Below are 22,611 nucleotides of genomic sequence, written 5' to 3'. Positions count from 1 at the left end.
AGAGGGTTCGTTGGGACGGGGAAGTTAGCCGCGACTTGTTGAGCGCAGACACGAAGAATAGCCTTGGCGCGATATCCACAATTTTCCTTGTGCCGAAAGAGGCCGCAGCAGACTTGCGACGCGCTATGACCTCTCAAGCACCGGCCGATCCGCCGGAAGCCATCGAGGCCGAGGAAGCGGTGCTGGCCGAGAACATGCAAACCAGGGCGCTGGAGTTCATCAAGGATCGGGCCGCAAAACTCGATTGGGAGCAGATGCAGCGCCTCGTAGCCGGCCTATTGCGTGCGATGGGCTACAAGACTCAGATCTCGCCAGCTGGACCGGATCGCGGCAAGGACATTGTGGCGTCGCCCGATGGTTTCGGTTTTGAAAGTCCACGCATCGTCGTCGAAGTGAAACACCGTAAGGGCGCCATGGGCAGCCAGGAAATTCGCAGTTTTCTAGGCGGGCGGCACAAGGACGACAAAGGTCTATATGTCAGCACTGGTGGGTTCTCAAAAGACGCGCGCTACGAAGCAGAGCGCGCCAACATTCCCTTGTCGCTTATGGATATCGACGAACTCGTCGCGGCGCTAATCGATAACTATGAGCAGCTGGATAACGAGACCAAACAGCTCCTGCCGCTGCGCCGGCTGTATTGGCCGATATAAACAGAGCGACGCGAATGAGTAGCGAGCGCAAACCAGCGTCCGTTGTTGTTGAGGGGTTGGAGAAAACAGCCGACAAGATACGGGCACTGGCGCGAGAGGGGTATCTGCGGACGGAGATCGCCGAGCTCCTCGACATACGATATCAGCACGCGCGCAAGGTGATGCTGGACGCAGGCATTCTCGTCGGGCTGTCACGTGGAGGAACCCCTCCATCAGCAACGCCTGGACGACTACGAAAAGTGATTGTGCCAGAGCCGACGCCGATTGGCGTTCTGGTCGAAGCCGGCTTCATCAAGCTGGGCGACTGGATCTCTGATGAAAAAGGTAGGATCGCGTTGAGTGTTCCCGCACCCCACGACCCTGGGGTGTATGCCTTCGCGACCGAGGGCTTCGTCCGCTATATCGGGCTCACGCGCGTGGGGTTTGCCAAGCGGATGCAAAACTATCGGGCGGGCCACGTTCGGCAGCGAACGAGCCATAGGATCAACGCTGTCATTCTCGAGCATATTGGCGCTGGAACAGAGGTGGAGATTTATCTGGCAATGCCACCAACAACGACTTGGAACGGGCTACCCGTCACCACAGCTGCTGGACTTGAGGCGGGCCTGATAGAACTGATCCAGCCGCCCTGGAATATGATGGGCGTGGGTCAAAAGAAGGGTTAGATCGCCTTCAGTAGGGGACACGAGAGTGGCCTTATGGGCCGCCCATCAACAAGCGCCTCGTCTTCAGCCCCGACTATCAGCCAGCCATGTTGGCGTCCGTCTCGGTCGCTTCAGAAGCTCGTGGACAACAGTATTTCTCCCGGTCCTTTGGTCCGGAATGGGCGCATTTGTCGTTGGACGAAGGCGGTATTGGGAAAGCAGCCTTGCGCGCTCTTTTGTTTTCGGATCGACCGCCGACACGAGCATCATTGCGCCCCATCCTCTTTCACGCCCTTGGCAACGATCTGAAGCACGCCGTCGGGGAGCGGGCGCTGCAGCCGCCTGGCGTCCTCCCAGGGTGCTGTCATCCATGTCTCGATGTCGTCGGGATCGGTCAGGATCACCGGCATGGCCTTTTCATGGATCGCGCCCACTTCCGCATTCGGCTCCGTCGTTAAAAATGCGAACAGGTCGGTGGTGACCATGCCTTCCTTGACCTTGCGCACGCTTGTCCATTGGGGCGCCCAGATGCCCGCGAAGAACGCCAGCGGGCGGCTGTCATCGAAAGCGAACCAGATATCGCCACCGGCGTCCTTGTTGAACTCGGAAAACGAGGTAAAGGGCACAACGCAACGAAACTGCGGCGCCAGCCATCGTTGCCAATGCTTGCTGTCGACATTGCGCACGTTGGTGACACCGCGATCTGGCTCCATTTCGAGCAGGGTCTTGAACTCCTCCTCGCTGAGCACCCGTCCTTCCTTTTTCTGCAGCTTTTCCGCTCGGGCCTTGGCGGCCTTGAATTGAACGAACGAACTGGTGGGCATGCCCCAGCGCACCCGCGTCAACTCGCGCTCCCCTTCAAAGTTGCGCACGATGGGAGCGAGGTAGTCGGGGAAGATGGCCGTCTGGGGCGGGAAGTTGCCGATGGCCGCCTCGTTCACCCGGAAGCCTTTGACGAGGTCGCGGATGGCCTGGATGTTGGTGGTCACAGAATAAAGGTTGCACATCGGATTTCTCCCTTTCGCCCATACCAACCGAAAATGTGAACACGTGCAATCTTGTTCTTATTTTGTTCTTATTCTATGACTCGGTCCCTTGAGAGTCCATCGGGTGCGGCATGTTCAAGGAAACCGACAAGATCACACAATTCGGGCCGCCGGTCCTGGTCATCAAATGCGAGGACTGCAAGCGGCACGGGGAGATGAAAATTCACACTGCCGTCCGCCGCTATGGGTCCGATATCACGGTGGCGGAGTGGAAGAAAAAGGTCGCCGAGGACGGCGGATGCAAGCGCGTGGCCGAAGGGTATTGCCGGGCCTTTGTGTTTCAGGAGTCCGTGACATGGTGGGCCAGCCTTTCCGATGCCCAGCACAACAGATGGCGGCCGATCCTGCGCTGTCTGCGGCGCCACTACGCCCTCAAGCGCGTCAATGCCTGTCCGCCCATCGAACTGGACCTGCGCAGTCTTGTGGCAACCCATGGGAGCGAGTGTCGTCTGTCCAAGCTGGAGCGCTGGGCCCGCTGCCCGCAATGCGGCTCCAGTGGCGCCACCATCCAATGGGCCCTGACCGACGAGGACGCGCCGGACATGCCGGTTCGGCAAAGAGTAGCGCGATGAGGTCCAACCCTGCGCCAATCGACGAGCAAATTCCGGGCCGCTATACGATCCATCTCAATGGTCGGGACGGGCGAAATCCAAAGCTCACATACGAGGAGGCCATCGCCATGTATATGGTGGGTTTTTGCTTCTCGATCTTCGATCCAGTCAATGGCGAGTTCAACGTGTCACGACCTTACACGACGATCGAGAACATCGACCGCGGCACGCTGATGTTTGTGAAGGAGTAATCGCCGGGAGCGTGGCCTGGACATGGGCATAGGTGAAGAGAAGAGACCGGGCTTCCAAGATATCCACAGCTCAGTGCATCGAACAAGTGCTACGATCGCCTGCTACGAGGTCCTGCTAAGTCATTGTTTCTGTTTACAAAAAAGAATTGGCTGGGGAACCTGGATTCGAACCAGGACTAACGGAGTCAGAGTCCGTGGGTCTACCGTTAACCTATTCCCCAGCAGAGGCGGGCGTGCCGCGCGTTTCGCTTCGGCGCGGGGCCGAAGGAAGTGGCGCTTGTTTAGCGGCACACGATGGCGATTTCAAGCCCGCAATTTCACTTCTTTGTCACAAGCGTCCGCACAAGGCGCCGGCGCGGTTTGAGGCCTCTAGTGGGTGACCGGAGCGCGCCAGGCGATGGCGCGGCTGGGGCTGTAGCAGCCCAGCGCGACCGTGTTGGAGTAATTGCCCGAGACGATCTGCACCTGGCCGTTGCCGCAATCGCCCACGACCACGCCGACGTGATTGGCCATGACCATGATCGATCCGACAGCGCCCGGATCGGCCTGTTCGCCGTAATTGGCGAAATCGCGCGCCTTGTTCGAACCCGTTGGCAAAAGGCCGGCCCGGGCCAGAACCGTATCGAGATAGCAGGCGCACCAGCGTCCGGGACACCCCGAGGGCCGCACGCTGCCCAGCTCGCTGAGCATGACGTTGATGACGGTCTGGGGATCACGGGCATTGGATGGGGTGGCGATGGCCGAAGCGGCGCACAGGGCAAGCAGGAGCGATAAGACAATACGCGTCACTTTAGATTTGTCCTTGGCTGGACCCGGCCAGCTATAGCCAGCGTATTGGCAGGGTCGGTCTGTGTTGTTGTCCAGTGGTCGGCAGACTATCCGTTGGCAAACGGATTGGCCGAAGCGGGATTATTGCCGCAAAGGGCAGGGACATTGCGCAGATGCGATGCGCGCGGCCGTGCTCAATTGCGGCCCCCTCCCGTAAGGCCGGCATAAACTGGAGTTTTGTGGCGATATCTGGGCAAGGCGGCGGGTGCGGCGGCCGATGTGGCAATCGTTGCGTTGCGGGCCATGATGGACTACCGTTGATCCGAAACTGAAATGATCTGCCTCGGGCGCCTTCCATTCGAGCCATTGCGGGCCTGTTGCCTGCCTTGCTCTCATCGGCGACCGGGCAGTACGGAGTAACCGAGTTGACCGATTCAAGTCGGTCCACCGCCCTGTCGGCGGCTCCTGCGTCTCTGCGCGAGCGCGCAAACGAGCCTGTCCGGCATGAACGCGAAGACGCCAAGGCGCAACCGAGCGCCAAACGTGCAGCGCGGTGGACGTCCCAACCCAAATCCGCAGGGCAGCGCAAAAAGCGCGCGCCCGCCTATGCGGCGCTGGATCTGGGAACCAACAATTGCCGCCTTCTGATCGCCCGCCCGACGGAAAACGGGTTTCGTGTGCTCGATGGTTTTTCGCGCATCGTTCGGCTGGGCGAGGGGCTGAGCCAGACCGGGCGGCTTTCGGAAGCCGCCATGGACCGCACGATCGAGGCGCTCAAGATCTGCAGGAACAAACTGGCCCAGCACGAGGGCGTAAGGGCGCGCATCATCGCCACCGAGGCCTGCCGCTCGGCCACCAATTCGGCGGCCTTTCTCGCCCGCGTCAAACGCGAGGTCGGGCTGACATTTGAAGTGGTGGACCGCAAGACCGAGGCCGAACTGGCCGTGACCGGCTGCGCCGATCTGATCGAAACAGATGCGCCGGGCGCCATCCTGTTCGATATCGGCGGCGGATCGTCCGAGTTGGCCTGGCTCGATTTCCGCGGCGGGCGCCCGCGCAATCAGGGCAAGACGTCAGCCTCCATTCGCTCCTGGCAATCCCTGCCGGTCGGTGTTGTCTCGATTGCCGAAAAATTCGGCGGCGTCGATGTGACGCCGGAGATTTTCGAGGCCATGGTGGGCCACGTGACCGACCAGCTCCGCCATTTCCGTGGCCGGGACAAGCTGCGCGGCATGCTGGCCAGCCATCCGGTGCATTTTCTGGGAACCTCGGGCACCGTCACCACGCTGGCCGGGCTCTATCTCGGGCTCGAACGCTACGAGCGCTCCAAGGTCGATGGCCTCTGGATGCATGCCGATGATGTTGACGCCACGATGCGTGTTCTTCTGGCCATGAGCTATGACAAGCGGACCAGCAATCCGTGCATCGGCAAGGAGCGCGCCGACCTGGTGATCCCCGGCTGCGCGATTTTCGAGGCCATTCGGCGCGAATGGCCATGCAAGCGCATAAGGGTGGCCGATCGTGGACTACGCGAGGGTATTTTGATTTCGATGATGTCTGAGGACCGCGTGTGGATGCGCGGCCGTCCCGGACGCAGGCGCAGGGGAGGCAGCAATGCCAAATAAGCCGACCGGCAAGGGCGCGGGGCGCCGCGGCGATCGCGACCTCAAGACCCGCGTCAAGACGGCGCGCAAGCGCACGACATCGTCCACGCTCTGGCTGCAACGCCAACTCAACGACCCCTACGTGGCGCGAGCCCGGGCCGAGGGCTGGCGGGCGCGCTCGGCGTACAAACTGCTCGAACTCGACGAGAAATACGGGCTGTTAAGGCCCGGCATGCGAGTGGTCGATCTGGGCGCGGCGCCCGGAGGCTGGTGCCAGGTCGCGGTCAAGGCGGTCAAATCCGATCCTGAAAACCCCACGGTTGTCGGCATCGACTATCTCGAAATGGATCCGGTGCCCGGGGCAGCGCTGCTGCAAAAGGATTTCACCGACGAAGACGCGCCCCAGGCGCTGTTCGATCTTCTGGGCGGACACAAGGCCGATATCGTCCTCTCGGACATGGCTGCCCCGACAACGGGCCATAAGCCGACCGACCATCTGCGGATCATCGCGCTGGTCGAAATCGCCGCCGACTACGCGCTCGACGTGCTCGCGCCCGGCGGCACGTTCGTGGCAAAGGTGTTTCAGGGCGGCACCGAGCATGAGCTTCTGGCCATGCTCAAGCGCAATTTTGCGACCACCTTCCACGCCAAACCGCCATCGAGCCGTTCGGAATCGGCGGAAACCTATCTCGTGGCGCGGGGGTTCAAGGGCAGCCGGCAGGATTGAAAGGGCGCTCTAGTACATTTCAGCGCTTCTTTGAATCGCTTCAATTGCTCTAGGTCTTTGTTTTGTCGCGTGTCCGAACCGATAAAGTGGCATCCACTTTATCTGGACACGCTCTAAAAGCGCGGCGAGCGGCCCTGATATCCGTGCTGTTCGGTCTTTTCGAGCGCCGCCTGGCGTTGGGCCGCGGTGCGTTGGCCGGATATGTCGCTGCCCGCCTCTTTTTCCAATCGCAGGAAGGGAATGACGGCGAGAAACGACACGGCGGCAATCACAAAGAAGGCCGTGTGAAAGTCATCAACCCCCAGCGGCTGGCCACGCATCTGGCTGGAAAACTCCAGAACGCCGCCAGCCATGGCGACGGCGAGCGCTGTGGCTATGGGGCGCATGACGGAGTGAATGGCCGTGGCGGGGCCTGCCTCTTCTTCGTCGATATCGGCAAATGCCAAGGCATTCTGGCCGGTAAAATACAGTGAGCGGATGAGGCCGACGAGAAAGATCACCACCATCATGACGACGATCGGGGTCTGGGGCACGAAGGTGCCCTTAATGGCCAGCCCGAGAGACGAAAAGACGCCGGCTGCCATCAGCGCGGTGCGGAAACCGATGCGCTGGTAGATGGGTTTGGCAACAAACTTCATGCAGAGCGCGCCGAGCGCTCCCACAAAGGTAATCATCCCCGATTCGAACGGGGTATAGCCGAACCCGACCTGCAGCATGAGCGGCAAGAGAAACGGCGTGGCGCCAGCGCCGATCAGAAAGAGCGTCGTGCCGAACACGACGGCGCGGTAGGAGGGGTGCTGGAACAGCCTTGGGTCGAGAAGAGGGTGCTCGATGCGCAATGCGTAGGGCACATAGATGACGGCCGCGGCAAGGCCGATGGTCGTGGAGACGACAGCGACCCAGAACGGAAGCACGGGCATTGAAAGCAGCGACAGCCCGAATACGATCCCTGAAAAAGCGATTGCCGTGAGGAAGAATCCCGGAAAATCCATTGGGCGTAGCGTGGCCGATTCCACCTCGGGCAGGTATTTGGTGATCAGAACGACGCCGAGCAGTCCGATCGGCACGTTGATGATGAAAATCCAGTGCCACGACAGGAACGTGGTGAGAAAACCACCGATCGGCGGACCCAGCGTCGGGCCGATCAACGCGGGAATGGTCAGCCACGCCATCGCATTGACCAGATCCCTGCGCTCGGTGGTGCGCAGCAGGATGAGCCGGGCCAGCGGGCTCATCATCGCCCCGCCCATGCCCTTGAGAAAGCGCGCCATGACAAATTCATGCAGCGAGCCCGAGAAGGCGCATGCGATCGAGCCGAGGATGAACACAAGAATCGCTGCGCGAAAGACCGACTTGGCGCCGAACTTGTCGGCCAGCCACGCGCTGATCGGGATGAAGATGGCCAGAGCCACGAAATAGGCGGTGAACGCCAGTTTCAGCGCCACCGGCGTCGTACCGATATCGGCGGCGATCGCCGGCAGCGAGGTGGCAATGACTGTCGCGTCCATGTTTTCCATGAACAGGGCGACCGCCAGAATAAGGGGGATGAGGCGGGACAATAAACCGAACCGGAATGGATAGTCTTGTTGTTGGGCGTATCATTGCTGTTTAGGCGCGGCCTGACAATGCGCCGACAGGATAATTTCCACCCTGCGAACCTTTCACCCACCCAACGCGTTGACGCATCGGGTTTCACCGATCGGGCAACATGATGTCTCAACGCCGCTTCCATCTGGTTCTTAACGTCAATTCCGGCACCGTGCAGGCGCTGGGGGTGACGTCGGACACCCTTAAGGCAATGTTTGCCGCGCACGGGCTGGAGGTGACCATTGATGCAGACCCCCATACCCCACTGTCCGATCGCATCCGCAACGCGGTCGACAGCGACGCAGACACAATCATTGCCGCCGGGGGTGATGGCACGGTGACGGCCCTTGCGACCGCAATCATCCATTCCGACAAGAATCTTGCCATCCTGCCGCTCGGCACCGCCAATTTGCTGGCGCGCGACCTGGGCATGCCTCTCGATCTCGATGAAGCCATCGGGGCACTGCGTGACATGGAACCGCTCGCCATCGACGTCTCCGAGGTAAATGGGACCATCTTTCTGCACAAGGCGGTTATCGGGGTAATTCCCGAACTGGCTGCCGGCCGGGAATATATCCGGGGGCAAGGCTTTAGCGCCAAGATCGGCTTTATCCGTTATTTCTTCCGCCGCATTTCACGTGCCCGCCGTTTGGCGTTGGAAATCACGACGGGCGAGGGCAGGTCGCGGATCGAACGGGTACAGGCCATCGCAGTGGCGTCCAATGCCTATGATGAAGGGTTGGGCCGATTTTTCCATCGCGACAAGCTCGATACTGGGCTTTTGACCATATACGTGCTGCGTCATCTGCGGGCCGGAGACGTGTTCAGGCTCGCGACCGGCATGCTGGCCGGTCATTGGCGCGATTATGACGCGCTCGATATATCGACGGCGCGTTCTGTTACAATTCGATCCAAGAAACCCAGGCTTCAGCTTATGATAGATGGTGAAGTCCAATCCATGGAGGCGCCCTTGCGGTTCAAGATCTATCCCCGCGCCCTCTCGGTTCTGGCCCCGCTCCAGGCGGTCAAGAAAGAGATCGCCGATGAGCAGTCGGAAACAACAGGAGCACAGGGGCAGCCGGCCTGATGCGACTTGTCCACCTCTCCGACCTTCATTTCGGCCGTCACGACGATAACGTCGTGGCCTCGCTCGCTGCCGAAATCGCGTTTCAGAACCCCGATCTGATCGTAGTTTCCGGTGATTTCACCCAGATCGGCAGCGCCAGCGAGTTTGTCCGGGCGCGCGACTTTCTCGATAAATTGCCGGCGCCATTCATAGCCGTCCCCGGCAATCATGACGTGCCCGAACGCAATCTCATCAAGCGCTTCATCAATCCCTACGGGCACTATCGCAGGCACATCAGCGCCGAGCTTGAACCGTTTCTGCATGATGACGGGGTTGCGCTGGCTGGGCTGAAGACGTCCCGGCGCGCCAATCTGCATTCTCTCAACTGGTCTGACGGCGCGATCAGCAAGGATCAGCTCGAGCGACTGGAGAGCCGGTTTGCGCAAGTGCCGTCCGACACGGTCAAGGTCGTGATCGCCCACCACCCGCTGCTTCATCCCGAACAGCCCATGGCCCGGCACCAGAACCGCGTGCGCCGCGCCGACAAGGCGCTCAAGGTTTTCTCGCGGATAGGGGTGCGGCTGGTGCTCTCGGGGCATTTCCACATGTCCTATGTCCGCCGCCACGCCCATGCGGGAGAGGTGCGCAAGGCAGTGCCCACAGGGCCGCGCGAGAGCAGCGAGGGCCATATCCTTGTTGCACAGGCGGCGTCCACCACCTCGACCCGGCTGCGGGGCGAACCCAATGCCTATAATCTCATCGATATCGAGGGACACGAGATCACCATCAACGTCCGCGAATGGCTGGGCGAAGGCTGGACAACACGTGAGAAGGCGCAGGAAGCGGCCTGATGCGGATGGCCGATCATCAAGGATCGAGGCTGTCGCCGGCATGGCCGGAGCGCCACACCGCGGCACTTTTTGTTCAAATGCGGTCCGTCCGGTCGGGGGAAACGCCTTAAAAGAGCTTTTATCGCGTTGACAACTGCCGGTGTTCCCCGTTTATCGGGCAGCATTCACAATCATTCCGAGAGGCTGCATGCGGCTCGTTTTTGTAATCCCCGCCTACAATGAAGAGGCAATGATCGGTCAGTGCCTTGAAGCGGTGATGGCTGAAATCAAGCGCAGCGGGCACCCTGCAGACGTGATTGTGGTCGACAATGCCTCGACCGATAGGACCGGCGAAATCGCAGCGAGCTATCCCGGTGTGCGGGTGGTCAAGGAAACCAACAAAGGCCTGGTTCATGCCCGCCACGCCGGCTTCGTGGCGTCCGAGGGCTATGATCTTGTCGCCAATATCGATGCCGATACCATGGTGCCCGAAGGCTGGCTGACCACGGTTTTTGACGAATTCGACAAACATCCTGAACTCGTCTGCGTGTCCGGTCCCTATCACTACTACGACCTCAATCGCCGGCAATTGGCGCTGGTTGAGGTGTTCTACGCCTTTACCTATTTCACCTATATCCTGAGCCGGTTCATCCTGCGCGTCGGCTCGGTGATCCACGGTGGCAATTTTGTCTTCCGCCGCGAGGCGTGGGAGCAGACCGGCGGCTATGACCGCTCGATTGCCTTTTACGGCGAGGATACCGACGTCGCCGTGCGGCTGTCCAAGATCGGTCCGGTCAAATGGACCCACAAGCTGCGCATGAACACCTCGGGCCGCCGGATCGAGAAGGAAGGCATCATCCACACCGGTCTGGTCTATGCCAAGAACTTCTTCTCCATGACCTTCCGTGGCAAGCCGGCAACCGTCGACTATCGCGATATTCGCGAATAGGGCGCACCAGAAAAATCTGTACCCGTGTGTCGGGATCGGCGATGCTGATCCGTCTTAATGCTGTGGGGGCGAAAAATGCCCCGCCGGTACATTTGAGGACGACACAATGACCAAGATGATTTTCGTGAACCTGCCCGTGCGCGATCTTGCTGCCGCCACCCGCTTTTACGAGGCGATCGGCTGCACAAAGAACGCCGATTTTTCCAGCGACGACGCCTCCTCGATGATGTGGTCGGATGCGATCACCTTCATGTTGCTCACGCACGAGTATTTCTCCACATTCACCACCAAGCCGATCGCCGATGCCCATGCGGCGGCCGGCGCATTGATCGCGCTGTCCTGCGACAGTCGTGAAGCGGTGGATGCGATCACCGAGGCGGCCGGAAAGGCGGGCGGCAAACCCGATGTCCGCGAACCACAGGACCTGGGCTTCATGTACGGTCGTGCGTTCGAAGACCCCGATGGCAACATCTTCGAGCCGGTCTGGATGAACATGGAAGGCGCAGCAAACGCGGGATGAGGAGCAGCCATCGTGACCGACGCCGTTGAAATAAGCTGCACTTGCGGCCAGGTAGGCCTGGCCCTTGAGCGTGCCCCGATCATCAGCACCGAATGCCACTGCACCAGTTGCCGCACAGCGGGCGACGCCCTTCAAGCGCTGCCACTCGCCCGGCCGATGCTGAACCCGAGCGGAGGGACACATTTCGTTATCTATCGCAAGGATCGGGTCGCCTTCAGCAGGGGGCTCGATCTGCTGACCGCCTACCGGCTCAAACCTGATTCCCCGACACGCCGAGTCATTGCTTCGTGCTGCAACACCCCGGTGTTCCTCGAATTTCAGCACGGGCATTGGCTAAGCCTTTACAGCAGTCTTTGGCTTGAGGGGACCCTGCCGCCGCCCGAGATTCGGACTGTGGTTTCCGATCGCCAGGGATTGCCCGAGCTGGACGGAAACGTCCCGGCAAGTTGGCGTCACACAGCGGGATTTTACGCGCGGCTTCTCGGCGCTTGGATCGCCATGGGATTCAAAACGCCCGAAATTGCGCTCTCGCGGCCCGAGGAAACGATTATGGGCGCCGCCGCATAGCGCTCGCCAATCGGGAGGCGGCGAGTGGCAAAGCCGCTACGCCTCCTTCAGTTCCCCCAGGATTGTCGGGATCAGTTCGCTGACGGTGGGGTGAATGTGCATGGTGTTCTTCAGATCGGTATAGGCCATGCCAGACTGAATGGCATCGATGAGCACATGAATGGCCTCATCGCCGCCAACGCCGAAAATCGCGCCCCCGATTATCCTGCTGGTGTCGGCATCGACGACCACCTTCATATAGCCGGCGCTTTCTCCCTTTTCCTTGGCGCGCGATACCCGCGTCATGGGGCGCTTGCCGACCAGCACCCGGTGGTCGCGCTTTTTGGCCTCGGTCACTGTCATCCCTGCGCGTCCCAGAGGCGGGTCGGTATATAGCGCATAAGCATCGGTCCGCGCCTCGACCGAGCGATCCGCGCCCTCGAGATTATCCGAGACGATCTCGTAATCATTATAGGCCGTGTGCGTGAAGGCGCCCCGTCCGTTGCAATCGCCCACGGCCCAGACGCCTTTCACCGATGTTTCAAGGCGTTCGTTGGTGAGAATGTGGCCGCGGTCATCTGTGGCAATGCCCGTTGCTTCGAGGCCGAGATCGTCGGTATTGGGTTGGCGCCCGATGGCAACAAGCACGTGCGAGCCGGTGATCGCCGGAGCGCCTTCCGAACAATCGACTTTGACCACCGGCCCGTGCTCGGATCGCGAAAAGGCTATGCAATCGGCATTGAGTCTTATGTCGATCCCTTCACCGGCCAGAATCTCGGTGGCAGTCTGCGAGGCGTCTTCATCCTCGCGTTTGAGCAACCGATCGCCACGCTCGACGATTGTGACCTTGCTGCCGAACCGGGCAAACATCTGGGCAAATTCCAGCCCGATATAGCCTCCGCCGACAACAACGAGATGGCGTGGGACGTCCGTCAATTCCAGGATGCTGCTGTTGGTGAGAATCTCGATCTCGTCGATCCCCGGATAATCGGGAATAACGGCTCGCCCGCCGACATTGAGGAAAATACGCGGCGCCTCGAGCGTGCGGCCGTCGACCGTGATTGTATGGTCGGCAATAAAGCGCGCATGGCCTTCAATCAGCGTAAGATTATCGGTTCCGGTCAGCCAGTCGTGCAGGCCCGAACGGGAGGCTTCGACAATCCCGTCCTTGCGGCTTTTTACGGCCGCCATATCAACGCCTACGGGGCCGCCAAGCGTGACGCCATAGTCTGCCGCCCTGCCGGCCATATGGGCGACGTAAGCGCTCGCGACCATGGTCTTGGTCGGTGTGCAGCCAGTGTTGACGCACGTGCCGCCCAGGAGCTTGCGCTCGATCAGCGCGACCTTGTTGCCTTGTCCCGCCAGCCGGGCGGCAAGCGAGGGGCCGGCCTGGCCCGCGCCGACAACGATTGCGTCGAACTGTTCAGTCATGCCGCCAGCCGACCGGCTCGCGTGGAGGACAACAAATCATGGTGGTCCTTTGGTTCGACCGGCACTCTAACACCTGTTGGGGGCAGGAATCGAGATCAGCTTGCATCACCACTTCCCAAACTCCTGACTCGGTGTTAATGACCCTCGCCAACCCAAAGCCGGTGTGAGTCTGACTCCTGCACCGGCCAAGCGGACAATGCGGGCACGGCGGATCGGTCATAAAGCCGACGGCGTGGCACGCTAAACCATCGACATTCATCTGTTCCATGATGAAGGGCACGAAAGGGGCTGGCCTTGGCGAAGATTATTTCCTCTATCACCGGTGATTCCGCACTGACATTTGACGACGTGCTGCTCCAGCCCGCCCGTTCGGACGTGCTGCCGACCGACGTCGACATCAAGAGCTATGTCACAAAGGATATCGCGCTCAACCTGCCGATCCTGTCCTCGGCCATGGACACGGTGACCGAAGCCAACATGGCCATTGCCATGGCGCAGGCCGGTGGGATGGGCGTCATTCACCGCAACCTCACCCCCGAGCAGCAGGCCGAACAGGTCAAGCAGGTCAAACACTTTGAATCCGGCATGGTGGTCAACCCCATCACCATAGGCCCGGACGCTACGCTGGCCGACGCCTATGCGCTGATGGACCGTTACAAGATTTCGGGTATCCCCGTGGTCGCCAATGGCGGCACCGGGGGGCGCAACAATGGCAAGCTGGTGGGCATCCTCACCAACCGCGACGTGCGCTTCGCCTCCAACGACCGCCACAAGATTTCCGACCTGATGACCCGCGATCAGCTCATCACGGTGCGCGAAGGCGTCAGCCAGGAGGAGGCCAAGCGGCTGCTCCATCAGCACCGGATTGAAAAGCTGCTGGTGGTCGATGAGCACAACAACTGCATCGGGCTCATTACCGTCAAGGATATGGAAAAGGCCCAGCTTCACCCTTCGGCCATCAAGGATGCGCAGGGCCGCCTGCGGGTCGCCGCTGCGTCCACGACCGGCGATCAGGGTTTCGAGCGCTCCATGGCGCTGATCGAAGCGGGGGTCGATCTGCTGGTCATCGATACCGCTCACGGCCATTCGGTGCGCGTCGCCGAGGCTGTCGAGCGCGTCAAGCGCGAATCCAATTCCACCCGCATCGTCGCCGGCAATGTCGCGACGGCGGAGGCGACCAAGGCCCTGATCGACGCCGGTGCGGATTCGATCAAGGTCGGTATCGGGCCGGGCTCGATCTGTACAACCCGCATTGTCGCCGGCGTTGGCGTGCCCCAGCTTGCCGCGGTCATGGGGTGTGCCGAAGAGGCCGACAAGCAGGGCATCCCGGTGATTGCCGATGGCGGCATCAAGTTCTCGGGCGATCTGGCCAAGGCACTGGCCGGTGGCGCATCGGTCGCCATGGTCGGCTCGCTGCTTGCCGGAACCGATGAAAGCCCCGGCGAAGTCTATCTCTATCAGGGGCGTTCTTATAAATCCTATCGCGGCATGGGCTCGGTCGGCGCCATGGCGCGCGGCTCGGCGGATCGTTATTTCCAGCAGGAAGTCAGCGATCAGATGAAGCTGGTGCCCGAGGGGATCGAAGGCGCTGTGCCCTACAAAGGCCAGGCCGGTGCGGTGCTGCACCAGCTGGCCGGCGGGCTGCGGGCGGCGATGGGCTATACCGGCGCCAAGGATCTCGAAACTTTCCGGCGCGAGGCCACGTTCGTCAAGATAAGCTCCGCGGCATTGGGCGAAAGCCACGTCCATGACGTGACCATCACCCGCGAGAGCCCCAACTATCGCGGAAAGTAACTCCATGAGTCTCGCTACCCTGCTGATCCTGCTTGCGCTTTGGACGCAGGGTGCGCTGACCCTGGCACTGCTTGTCATCCTGGGCCGGCGACGCCTGCCGCTGGTCATGGAGAAAAAGATCGCGGTGCGCGATATCGCGCTCGACACCGGGCCCTGGCCCGAAGACGCCCAGAAGGCGTCGAATGCCTTTGACAACCAGTTCCAGCTTCCGGTGCTGTTTGCTATCGGCATCGCGATTGCGATCTATCTCGGCGCGGGCTGGCCGGAAGCGGTGTTGGCCTGGGTGTTTGTGTTGTCGCGCATCGTTCACGCGGCAATCCACGTCACCACCAATCACGTCTATAGGCGCTTTTCCGCTTATGTCGTGGGCTTTGGTGTTCTCACTGCACTCTGGATTGCGATCCTTGTGCGTCTCGTCCTCGTATTTCAAACGGTCTGACCTATGGCTCTGGCAACGCGTATCGACACCATTTTCGTTCCCGCCCTGGATACCGACAGTGCCGCCAAATGGTACGCCCGCATGTTTTCAATGACCGAGATATTTCGCTCGGGCGGCTATATCGGCCTGCGGTTCGATGAGAGTGAAGCAAAGGCAACAGCTTTGACGCTGATTCCGGCCGATACGATCAGCAACACTTATGTCGCTTTCAATCTGTTCAGCCCCGATCCGGAGGCGCTCCGAAACGCGCTCATTGCCGATGGCCGGGAGGTGACCGAAATCCATGACGTCCCGTCCATGCGCTGGTTCGATTTTGTCGATATCTCCGGCGTTCGCGTCAATGTCTGTTCGTTTGGCGAGGCAAACTGATGCGCCTTCCCGGACGAATGGCAGCGGCCATCGAAGTGCTGGCCGATATGGAAGCGCGCAAGCGCCCGGCGTCCGAAGCCCTCAAGGGCTGGGCGCTCGACCACCGTTTCGCCGGGGCGGGCGATCGTGCCGCCATCGGCAATCTGGTTTACGACGCGCTGCGCAAGCGGGCCAGCCATGCCTGGCGCATGGGTGAGGATACGCCCCGCGCCCTGGTCCTCTCTGTTGCGGTCAACGACTGGAATCAAGACATTAACGCCCTCAATCAGGACTTCAGCACCGACAGGTTCGCGCCGGAATCAATTTCCGAGGCCGAGGCGCTAAAGCTTTCTTCCGATTCAGCTTTTGACGATGCGCCCGACCATGTGAAGGCCGATGTGCCTGAATGGCTGGCCGGGCCGCTCGAGCGCAATTTTGGTGCCGATTGGATCGAACAGGGCAGGGGGATGACGACGCGCCCGCCGCTCGACATGCGCGTCAACCGCCTCAAAGCCGACCGGGCCCGTGTGGAAAAATCCCTTTCCCGCTTCGCGCCGCAACCAACAGCTATCGCCCCTGATGGGCTGCGCCTGCCGTCCGGCCCCAACGATGCCCGCACCGCCAATGTGCAGGCCGACGAGGGCTATCAGAAGGGCTGGTTCGAGATTCAGGACGAGGGCAGCCAGATTGTGGCGCTGCTGGCCGGCGCGCAAATGGGCGAGCAGGTGCTTGATCTGTGCGCCGGGGCAGGGGGCAAGACCCTGGCTCTGGCTGCCGCCATGGGCAATACCGGGCAGATTTTCGCTTATGACACGCAGCGGACGCGACTCGCCCCGATCCATGAGCGCTTGAAGCGCAATGGCGTGCGCAACGCACAGGTTCGCAACCCCGATGACGGAGCGCTGGACGACCTTGTCGGCAAGATGGACCGTGTGGTGATCGACGCACCATGTACCGGCACGGGCACGTGGCGCCGCCGTCCGGACACCAAATGGAAACTCACCCCCGCCCAGCTCGAAGCGCGTTTGGCCGATCAGGTTCAGGTGCTCGATGAAGCGGTCCGGTTTTTAAAGCCGGGCGGCCAATTGGTCTATATCACCTGCTCGATCCTGCCCGAGGAGAATGACGACCAGATCAAGGCGTTTCTTGAGCGCCACGAAGGCTTTACGCTGGTTTCGCTGCCCGAGCGTTGGGATGCGCTTTTCCCCGGCGCCCCGAAACCTTTGAGCACGAACGGAAATACGATTACACTCACGCCTGCCGCAACCGATACCGACGGCTTTTTCTGCGCGGTGCTGACGAGGGGATAGGGCCATGGCAAGCCGTTGGATCGCGATTGTCTTCGGATCCGCGCTGCTGCTCGCCGTTGCCGCCATAATCGGAATTGCGGCCCTTTTCACGATTGCCGGGCCCGGCAATGACATCCGCTACGATTTCGTTTCGCCGTCTGGCCGCGTCGATCTGTATCTGATCGAGACATGCGAGCGAGAAGGGTGCACCCATCAGGCCGTGATCGAAAGGCCGGGGCTCGAAGGCGAACCGATACAGGTTCGCTGCGGCCTGGATATCGAGGCGTTGGACCCTGTTTTCGTGTCCCTCGATATCCAATGGGTATCCGACGAGAGTGGTGTGCTCATCGCCTTTGCCGGCGCCGGCGGCGCGGAACGCTCGATTTCCATCGACTTTGACCGCGACTGCAACGCATGAACGTCCAAAGTTTAAGGGCTGGGTGAACCAAAATCGGATGGATCGCGTTAAAACGGGCATGACCCAAGCATCTTACAATATCGACATCAGGCAGCCACGCACACTTGTTTGGCTTGCGGTATTCTTGATCGCAGTCATCGGCACTGGCGCCTTGATCGGGACGCAGACCGCTCCCGGCGCCTGGTATGCCGGGCTTGAAAAGCCCCCCTTCAATCCACCCAACTGGGTCTTCGGACCGGTCTGGTTCATCCTTTACGTAATGATTGCCATTGCCGGCTGGCGAACTTTCATTGCAGCACCGGCCAGTGTCGCCATGGCACTATGGGCGGGCCAGATGGTGCTCAATTGGGTCTGGTCACCAGCGTTTTTTGCCGCCGAAAATCTGTGGCTTGCAATGATTATCATCGTTCCGATGCTGGCCGCCATCCTTGCCTTTATTGTTAACGTATGGCCCCGGGACAGGGTGTCGGCCGTGCTGTTTGTGCCTTATGCGGCGTGGGTGAGCTTCGCTACTGTTTTGAACTTGTCCCTGCTGGTGCTTAATACGTAAGTACTTTTCCTTCGAGTAAAGTGTATAGAAGGTAGAGTATTGCCTAAAATTTGATTCAAAAGCGCCCTCCGAGCTTATGAATACTCAAATTTGATATCGGCATCCTCAAAGGATGCTACATGAAAGCCAAACATTATTTCTGGTTGAGAAGGCGGTCAGATCTATTGAATCTGGCGTCGACGATGGAGCGGTTGAGTACGTTCGCGGGATCGCAAATCAGCTCAACATCTCCCATCATCACCTTCATCGGACCTTCGCTGCAGCGGTCGGGGCGCCGCCGGGGGCCTATCGCCGGTTGGTGAGCATGCATGCGGCGGCCCTGCGGCTGCAATGGTCCCATGAACCGATCGGTCGTATCGGGTATGCGGTGGGCTATGCCAGCCAGGCGGCGTTCACACGCGTCTTTGATCGATTTTTCGGCACCCTGCCGGGACGCTACAGAACGGCCTATGGGCGGGCGCGAACGACCGTCCCGCCCGTAGAAAGTGCGACCTTCGTCAGGGTGCATGACGGCATCCCGCTGTTGTTGCTGGCCAAGCGCTATCGGGGGCACCCCACAGACATCGATGGCTTCTGGGACGATTTCCTGCAACGCTATCGCGCCGTGATCGGCCAGTATTCGCGGCCGTTGCGGCGGGTTGGATTGATCTATAACGACTGGCGCGCCGATCCGGACAATCTCGTGCGCTATGATTGCTGCGTCGTGGTTGAGCCCAGAGATTCGGTTGATTTGCGCAACCCGCCCCCAGGTTTGCACGCGGTGCTAAGTCGCGAGCGCGAATATGCCGGGTATTGCTTTCCGTCTGGGACCTTTGACCGCCAAAGGGCCTATGCCGAGATTGGAGACAGCTTGTTTTTCCGGCGCTCCCTGGCAGTCACCGAAGATCCCGTAATGGAACTCCACGACGAGGCCCGGCCTGGGGAAACAACGCTGCTCTATGCCGTTGAGTAACGGGCATCACACTAACGTCAGTTAAAAATATCGGTCCCATATCAACCTTGAGCAAACGCCCTCTTCAAGGTTGAGCATCTTGGGCGGATGCTACCTGGATTCGAAACCCAAGTTCTGGTCGAAAGGGCTGTCAGATCGATAGAATCTGGCATCGACGACGGCGCTGTCGAATATATTCGCGCCATCGCGCGCCAACTCGACATTTCCCATCACCACCTTCATCGCACATTTGCCGTCGCTGTCGGCGAGCCCCCCGGAGCATACCGCCGACGGGTGAGCATGCATGCGGCGGCCCTGCGGCTGCAATGGTCCCATGAACCGATCGGCCGCATCGGGTACGCTGTGGGCTATGCCAGTCAGGCTGCCTTCACACGAGTTTTCGACCGCTTTTTCGGGATTCTGCCGGGGCGTTACCGAACACGATACGGACAGGCGCGCCTGTCGGTGCCTCCCATTGAACGCGCTCAGTTCATTCAGGTGGATGATGGCAGGCCGTTGTTGCTGCTCGCCAAGCGGTATCGCGGGTACACCGAAGATATCGACGATTTCTGGCGAGATTTTTTCACCCGATTTGGAAGTGCCATAGATCGCTATTCGACGCCATTGAGGCGCGTTGGCCTGATCTATAATGACTGGCGGGCCGATCCCGATAACCTTGTGCGCTATGATTGCTGCGTCGTCGTCGGCAACACCGATGCCGTGGACATAAACAATCCGCCCGAAGGCCTGCATCTGGTGCTCAGTCGGGAGCGCCAATATGCCGGATACCGTTTTCCAGCCCAATCCTATGAACGCCGGCAGGCCTATGTCGATGTGGGGGACAGTCTGTTTTTCCGCCGTTCGCTCGCGGTGACCGAAGATCCGGCAATGGAATTGTATGATGAAGTGGGAAGCGGAGAAACGACGCTGCTATATGCAGTTGAGTAGGGTTAAACCCATATTAAAATCAGGTAAAAATTGCCGCCCATATCAACTGCGAGCAAACGTCAAGTTTGATCCTGCGCCATAGTCGACTCGCGCAATTACTTCTCCCCCTTTTTGGTTTGGGGGCAATTTGGAGGCGACTATGAAAAAGTTTCTAGGGTCCATACCCAATCAGTTTGTTGAATAGACGCTGCAAATCAGATTCTCTGGCTTTAGATGAGTTCGGAGGTATCGATGAGCAGACTATTTTGGTTGAGTGATGCAGCTTGGGCGGCCATTGAGCCACATCTCCCCAAGAACCAGCCTGGAGCACGTCGAGTGGATGACCGGCGGGTAATTTCGGGGATCGTTCATATGCTCAAGTGCGGCGGACGCTGGGCTGATTGCCCTGCCGAGTATGGCCCCTCGACAACAGTCTACAATCGCTGGAACCGCTGGAGTCGCCGCGGCGTATGGGCACGCATTCTCGCGGCTCTGACCGAACAAGGCTGGATTGCGGAAACCGCCCAGATCGACAGCAGCTATATCAAAGCCCATCGCTGTGCAGGCGGGGGAAAAGGGGGGCGCGAACCAATGCCATTGGCATCTCGCGTGGTGGCCGGACCACCAAGATCCATGCGCTCGTCGACGTTATCGGCAGACCGATCCGCCTCATCCTGACGCCCGGCAATGCCTCGGACATGAAGGGGGCCGATCTGCTCATCGCCCACACGATGGGCATGAAGAGAGTTATTGCTGACCGCGGCTATGATGCCAACCGCCTTCGTTCCACTCTGCGCAACCAGAAGACAATCCCGGTCATCCCTGGCCGCAAGAACCGGAAGCGCAAAATCAAATACGACGAGAAACGCTACAAAGACCGCTGGCGTGTCGAGGCCATGTTCTGCCGGCTCAAGGATTTCCGCCGCGTTGCCACCCGATACGACAAGCTTGCCCGAAACTATCTATCTGCCGTCATGCTCGCAGCGGCAGTCGCATACTGGCTATGAACGAGTCTCGACCCTAGCGACGGCGTCAATCGCCGTTCTCCTGTCTTTCGGTGTGACGCAAGGGGCTCAGGCCCAGCTTGGTGGTCTCCTTGATATCGACACTGACGACGGACTCGAGATCAATCTTCTCGACGATACGGCCAAAGTAAGGCTTGGCGGCGGAGATAACGACGTTCTGGACGTCAAGGTGCTCGACGACGGTGATGGCGGCTCGCTTGCCAATGCCAATGTCGGCGCCGGTGGCGACAGGCTTCTCGATGCGGACGTCGGCCTGCTTGATGACACCGTGACTGCCGATGTGAACGTCGGCGGCGACGACATCCTCGATGTAGATGTTGGTATCGGCAACGGCGGAAACGGTGGCAACGGCGGTAATGGTGGCAACGGCGGCAATGGTGGGAACGGCGGCAATGGCGGCGTGAACGGCGGCGGCAATGGCGGTGTCAACGGCGGCGGTGGTTCCGGTGGCACACAATTCGCCAGTTCGGACCCTTCCTGCATGGGCGTCGATCCCAACACCCTGATCCAGATGTTCGAACAGTCGACACTGTCGGGCTGGGAAAACGCAAGCAATATCCAGATACAGGCGCTGCGCGTCTGCCCCGATATCCGCGAGTATATGGCCAACTACTTTGCGGCCAGCGGCAAATACAGTCAGCTGCAGGGCCTCGTGCGGTCCGATCCGCTGGTTGCAGCCTCTCTGAGCCGCTCGAACTACGATGCGGGTCGGGTGCTTGGCGTGACCCGGCAGTCGTCCAGCCTGACGGTCTTCGTCTTCTAGGTCCTGTTGACAAAGTCTTTTAGCCACCTGCGGATGGCTGCAAGGTTGAGGAAGCTTGCGAATGACAGAGCCGTTTTCTCATACCGGGTGCCGATGCGACGCATGTGCTTGAGATACCCGAACATGCGCTCGATGCGGTTGCGGTCTCTGTAACGGGAGAAGTCGCAGGGAATATGAACCTTGCGATTGGCCTTTGGCGGGATGACTGGCAAGATGCCCTGTAGCAGCAGGGCTTCTCGAACAGCATCGCCGTCGTAGCCCTTATCGGCCAGAAGTGCCTTTGGCTTGTTGACCGGCAGGGCCATGAGTTCGCCGACCGCGCCATAGTCCGAGGCTTGCCCGCCTGTCAGGACAAAGCCAAGAGGGCGTCCCTGATTGTCACAGCGGGCGTGGATTTTGCACGTAAAGCCGCCGCGTGATCGACCAAAAGCCTCCTTGTGAGTCCCCCTTTTGCGCCGGCTGCCGATACATGGCCCCGAACTGTGGTGCTGTCGATCATATGCTGCCAGTCATCGGTCAGCCCCATCTGGACCAGCGTTTCAAGGATGGCATCCCAGACGCCCTGTTCGGCCCAGCGCCGGAACCGGACATAGACAGAGTTCCACTTGCCGTAGCGCTCATGCATGTCGCGCCAGGGGCAGCCAACCCGCAGCACATGCAGCATGCCGTTGAGAAAACGCCGATTATCATGAGCAGGGCGGGATTTCCGTCCGCGCTCTGTGGGCAAGAACCCTTCGATTACTGCCCACTCTTCATCGGTCAGATCGCCGCGTGCCATCATCGCTCCCCATAAAGAGGAGTGTTGAATCAGACTTCACCTGATTTGGGAATCCACTTTGTCAACACGACCTAGGCGGCTCTAACGATCAAGAGGCCACTCGTTGACGAAAGAATCCGCGCATTTCCCCCAAATGCGCGGATTTTCGTTGTCTGGAATTCGATTAAGCAGCCGAACAG

Annotated in this window: 25 protein-coding genes, 1 tRNA gene and 2 pseudogenes; 21 read left to right on the top strand and 7 right to left on the bottom strand. The window is 60.1% G+C overall.

What is annotated here, in order from left to right:
- The first annotated feature begins 38 nt into the window (after positions 1–38).
- On the top strand, positions 39–650 hold the full coding sequence (locus tag OF122_RS13850) for a restriction endonuclease (RefSeq protein ID WP_264224791.1): 612 nt from the start codon (positions 39–41) through the stop codon (positions 648–650).
- 14 nt (positions 651–664) lie between these two features.
- On the top strand, positions 665–1,315 hold the full coding sequence (locus tag OF122_RS13845) for a GIY-YIG nuclease family protein (RefSeq protein ID WP_264224790.1): 651 nt from the start codon (positions 665–667) through the stop codon (positions 1,313–1,315).
- Between the two features lie 245 nt (positions 1,316–1,560).
- On the opposite strand, the gene OF122_RS13840 is transcribed toward OF122_RS13845, so the two are convergent.
- Positions 1,561–2,301, bottom strand: a complete 741-nt coding sequence (locus OF122_RS13840) for an SOS response-associated peptidase (protein ID WP_264224789.1) — start codon at positions 2,299–2,301, stop codon at positions 1,561–1,563.
- Positions 2,302–2,411: 110 nt separating this feature from the next.
- Between OF122_RS13840 and OF122_RS13835 the strand changes: the two genes are divergently transcribed.
- On the top strand, positions 2,412–2,912 hold the full coding sequence (locus OF122_RS13835) for a hypothetical protein (protein WP_264224788.1): 501 nt from the start codon (positions 2,412–2,414) through the stop codon (positions 2,910–2,912).
- On the top strand, positions 2,909–3,142 hold the full coding sequence (locus OF122_RS13830; RefSeq protein WP_264224787.1) for a hypothetical protein: 234 nt from the start codon (positions 2,909–2,911) through the stop codon (positions 3,140–3,142). The genes OF122_RS13835 and OF122_RS13830 overlap by 4 nt, the downstream gene beginning before the upstream one ends.
- A gap of 147 nt (positions 3,143–3,289) precedes the next feature.
- On the opposite strand, the gene OF122_RS13825 is transcribed toward OF122_RS13830, so the two are convergent.
- Positions 3,290–3,363: transfer RNA gene (locus OF122_RS13825), tRNA-Gln, on the bottom strand.
- Between the two features lie 148 nt (positions 3,364–3,511).
- On the bottom strand, positions 3,512–3,931 hold the full coding sequence (locus tag OF122_RS13820) for a hypothetical protein (protein ID WP_264224786.1): 420 nt from the start codon (positions 3,929–3,931) through the stop codon (positions 3,512–3,514).
- 404 nt (positions 3,932–4,335) lie between these two features.
- Here OF122_RS13820 and OF122_RS13815 point away from each other — a divergent pair, with 404 nt between their 5' ends.
- Entirely contained in the window at positions 4,336–5,535 is a 1,200-nt protein-coding gene (locus OF122_RS13815) for a Ppx/GppA phosphatase family protein (protein WP_264224785.1), read from the top strand.
- Positions 5,525–6,241: an RlmE family RNA methyltransferase gene (locus OF122_RS13810; RefSeq protein ID WP_264224784.1), complete on the top strand. Its 717-nt coding sequence runs from the start codon at positions 5,525–5,527 to the stop codon at positions 6,239–6,241. Before OF122_RS13815 ends, OF122_RS13810 begins: the two co-directional genes overlap by 11 nt.
- A 113-nt stretch (positions 6,242–6,354) precedes the next feature.
- Here the strand turns inward: OF122_RS13810 and OF122_RS13805 are convergent, their stop codons facing one another.
- Positions 6,355–7,800 (bottom strand): MFS transporter, encoded by a 1,446-nt coding sequence (locus tag OF122_RS13805; RefSeq protein WP_264224783.1) that lies wholly within the window; start codon positions 7,798–7,800, stop codon positions 6,355–6,357.
- Positions 7,801–7,952: 152 nt separating this feature from the next.
- On the opposite strand from OF122_RS13805, the gene OF122_RS13800 reads away from it, so the two are divergent.
- From OF122_RS13800 to OF122_RS13780, 5 genes are all read left to right on the top strand, one after another.
- The gene (locus OF122_RS13800; protein WP_264224782.1) at positions 7,953–8,915 is read left to right on the top strand and encodes a diacylglycerol/lipid kinase family protein; all 963 of its coding nucleotides are present in this window, start codon (positions 7,953–7,955) and stop codon (positions 8,913–8,915) included.
- Positions 8,915–9,745, top strand: coding sequence for a metallophosphoesterase family protein (locus OF122_RS13795; RefSeq protein ID WP_264224781.1), 831 nt, complete (start codon positions 8,915–8,917; stop codon positions 9,743–9,745). Before OF122_RS13800 ends, OF122_RS13795 begins: the two co-directional genes overlap by 1 nt.
- Positions 9,746–9,932: 187 nt before the next feature.
- Positions 9,933–10,673 carry a glycosyltransferase family 2 protein gene (locus tag OF122_RS13790; protein WP_264224780.1) on the top strand — a complete coding sequence of 247 codons (741 nt, stop codon included), beginning with the start codon at positions 9,933–9,935 and terminating at the stop codon, positions 10,671–10,673.
- 106 nt (positions 10,674–10,779) lie between these two features.
- A complete protein-coding gene (locus OF122_RS13785) occupies positions 10,780–11,193 on the top strand; it encodes a VOC family protein (RefSeq protein ID WP_264224779.1) in 414 nt (137 codons plus the stop codon).
- 12 nt (positions 11,194–11,205) lie between these two features.
- Positions 11,206–11,760, top strand: coding sequence for a GFA family protein (locus OF122_RS13780; protein WP_264224778.1), 555 nt, complete (start codon positions 11,206–11,208; stop codon positions 11,758–11,760).
- A 36-nt stretch (positions 11,761–11,796) separates the two neighbouring features.
- Here OF122_RS13780 and OF122_RS13775 read toward each other — a convergent pair whose 3' ends face one another.
- On the bottom strand, positions 11,797–13,170 hold the full coding sequence (locus OF122_RS13775) for an FAD-containing oxidoreductase (RefSeq protein ID WP_264224777.1): 1,374 nt from the start codon (positions 13,168–13,170) through the stop codon (positions 11,797–11,799).
- Positions 13,171–13,464: 294 nt separating this feature from the next.
- Between OF122_RS13775 and guaB the strand changes: the two genes are divergently transcribed.
- The 9 genes and pseudogenes from guaB to OF122_RS13730 all read left to right on the top strand — a co-directional run bounded on the left by guaB (position 13,465) and on the right by OF122_RS13730 (position 20,873).
- Positions 13,465–14,964: an IMP dehydrogenase gene (gene guaB, locus OF122_RS13770; RefSeq protein WP_264224776.1), complete on the top strand. Its 1,500-nt coding sequence runs from the start codon at positions 13,465–13,467 to the stop codon at positions 14,962–14,964.
- A 4-nt stretch (positions 14,965–14,968) separates the two neighbouring features.
- A complete protein-coding gene (locus tag OF122_RS13765) occupies positions 14,969–15,403 on the top strand; it encodes an MAPEG family protein (RefSeq protein ID WP_264224775.1) in 435 nt (144 codons plus the stop codon).
- A gap of 3 nt (positions 15,404–15,406) precedes the next feature.
- Complete coding sequence (locus OF122_RS13760; protein WP_264224774.1) at positions 15,407–15,772, top strand: hypothetical protein; 366 nt, start codon at positions 15,407–15,409, stop codon at positions 15,770–15,772.
- Positions 15,772–17,061: an RsmB/NOP family class I SAM-dependent RNA methyltransferase gene (locus OF122_RS13755; protein ID WP_264224773.1), complete on the top strand. Its 1,290-nt coding sequence runs from the start codon at positions 15,772–15,774 to the stop codon at positions 17,059–17,061. Before OF122_RS13760 ends, OF122_RS13755 begins: the two co-directional genes overlap by 1 nt.
- Before the next feature lie 4 nt (positions 17,062–17,065).
- The gene (locus OF122_RS13750; protein ID WP_264224772.1) at positions 17,066–17,458 is read left to right on the top strand and encodes a hypothetical protein; all 393 of its coding nucleotides are present in this window, start codon (positions 17,066–17,068) and stop codon (positions 17,456–17,458) included.
- Positions 17,436–18,008, top strand: a complete 573-nt coding sequence (locus OF122_RS13745) for a TspO/MBR family protein (protein WP_319019366.1) — start codon at positions 17,436–17,438, stop codon at positions 18,006–18,008. Before OF122_RS13750 ends, OF122_RS13745 begins: the two co-directional genes overlap by 23 nt.
- A gap of 112 nt (positions 18,009–18,120) precedes the next feature.
- On the top strand, positions 18,121–18,960 hold the full coding sequence (locus tag OF122_RS13740; protein ID WP_264224771.1) for a helix-turn-helix domain-containing protein: 840 nt from the start codon (positions 18,121–18,123) through the stop codon (positions 18,958–18,960).
- Between the two features lie 87 nt (positions 18,961–19,047).
- Complete coding sequence (locus tag OF122_RS13735; protein WP_264224770.1) at positions 19,048–19,887, top strand: helix-turn-helix domain-containing protein; 840 nt, start codon at positions 19,048–19,050, stop codon at positions 19,885–19,887.
- Between the two features lie 213 nt (positions 19,888–20,100).
- Positions 20,101–20,873 (top strand): annotated as a pseudogene (locus OF122_RS13730) (IS5 family transposase).
- A 25-nt stretch (positions 20,874–20,898) separates the two neighbouring features.
- Here the strand turns inward: OF122_RS13730 and OF122_RS13725 are convergent.
- Complete coding sequence (locus tag OF122_RS13725; protein WP_264224769.1) at positions 20,899–21,348, bottom strand: hypothetical protein; 450 nt, start codon at positions 21,346–21,348, stop codon at positions 20,899–20,901.
- A gap of 24 nt (positions 21,349–21,372) precedes the next feature.
- Between OF122_RS13725 and OF122_RS13720 the strand changes: the two genes are divergently transcribed.
- Entirely contained in the window at positions 21,373–21,654 is a 282-nt protein-coding gene (locus OF122_RS13720) for a hypothetical protein (protein ID WP_264224768.1), read from the top strand.
- Here the strand turns inward: OF122_RS13720 and OF122_RS13715 are convergent.
- Positions 21,651–22,432 (bottom strand): annotated as a pseudogene (locus OF122_RS13715) (IS5 family transposase). The gene OF122_RS13720 and the pseudogene OF122_RS13715 sit on opposite strands and share 4 nt — an antisense overlap.
- Between the last annotated feature and the right edge of the window lie 179 nt (positions 22,433–22,611).

This window comes from Pelagibacterium flavum, assembly GCF_025854335.1.
GTDB classification, from domain to species: Bacteria; Pseudomonadota; Alphaproteobacteria; order Rhizobiales; family Devosiaceae; genus Pelagibacterium; species Pelagibacterium flavum.
Note: the sequence above shows the minus strand (reverse complement) of the source record. Positions and strands in the feature narration are given on the sequence as shown.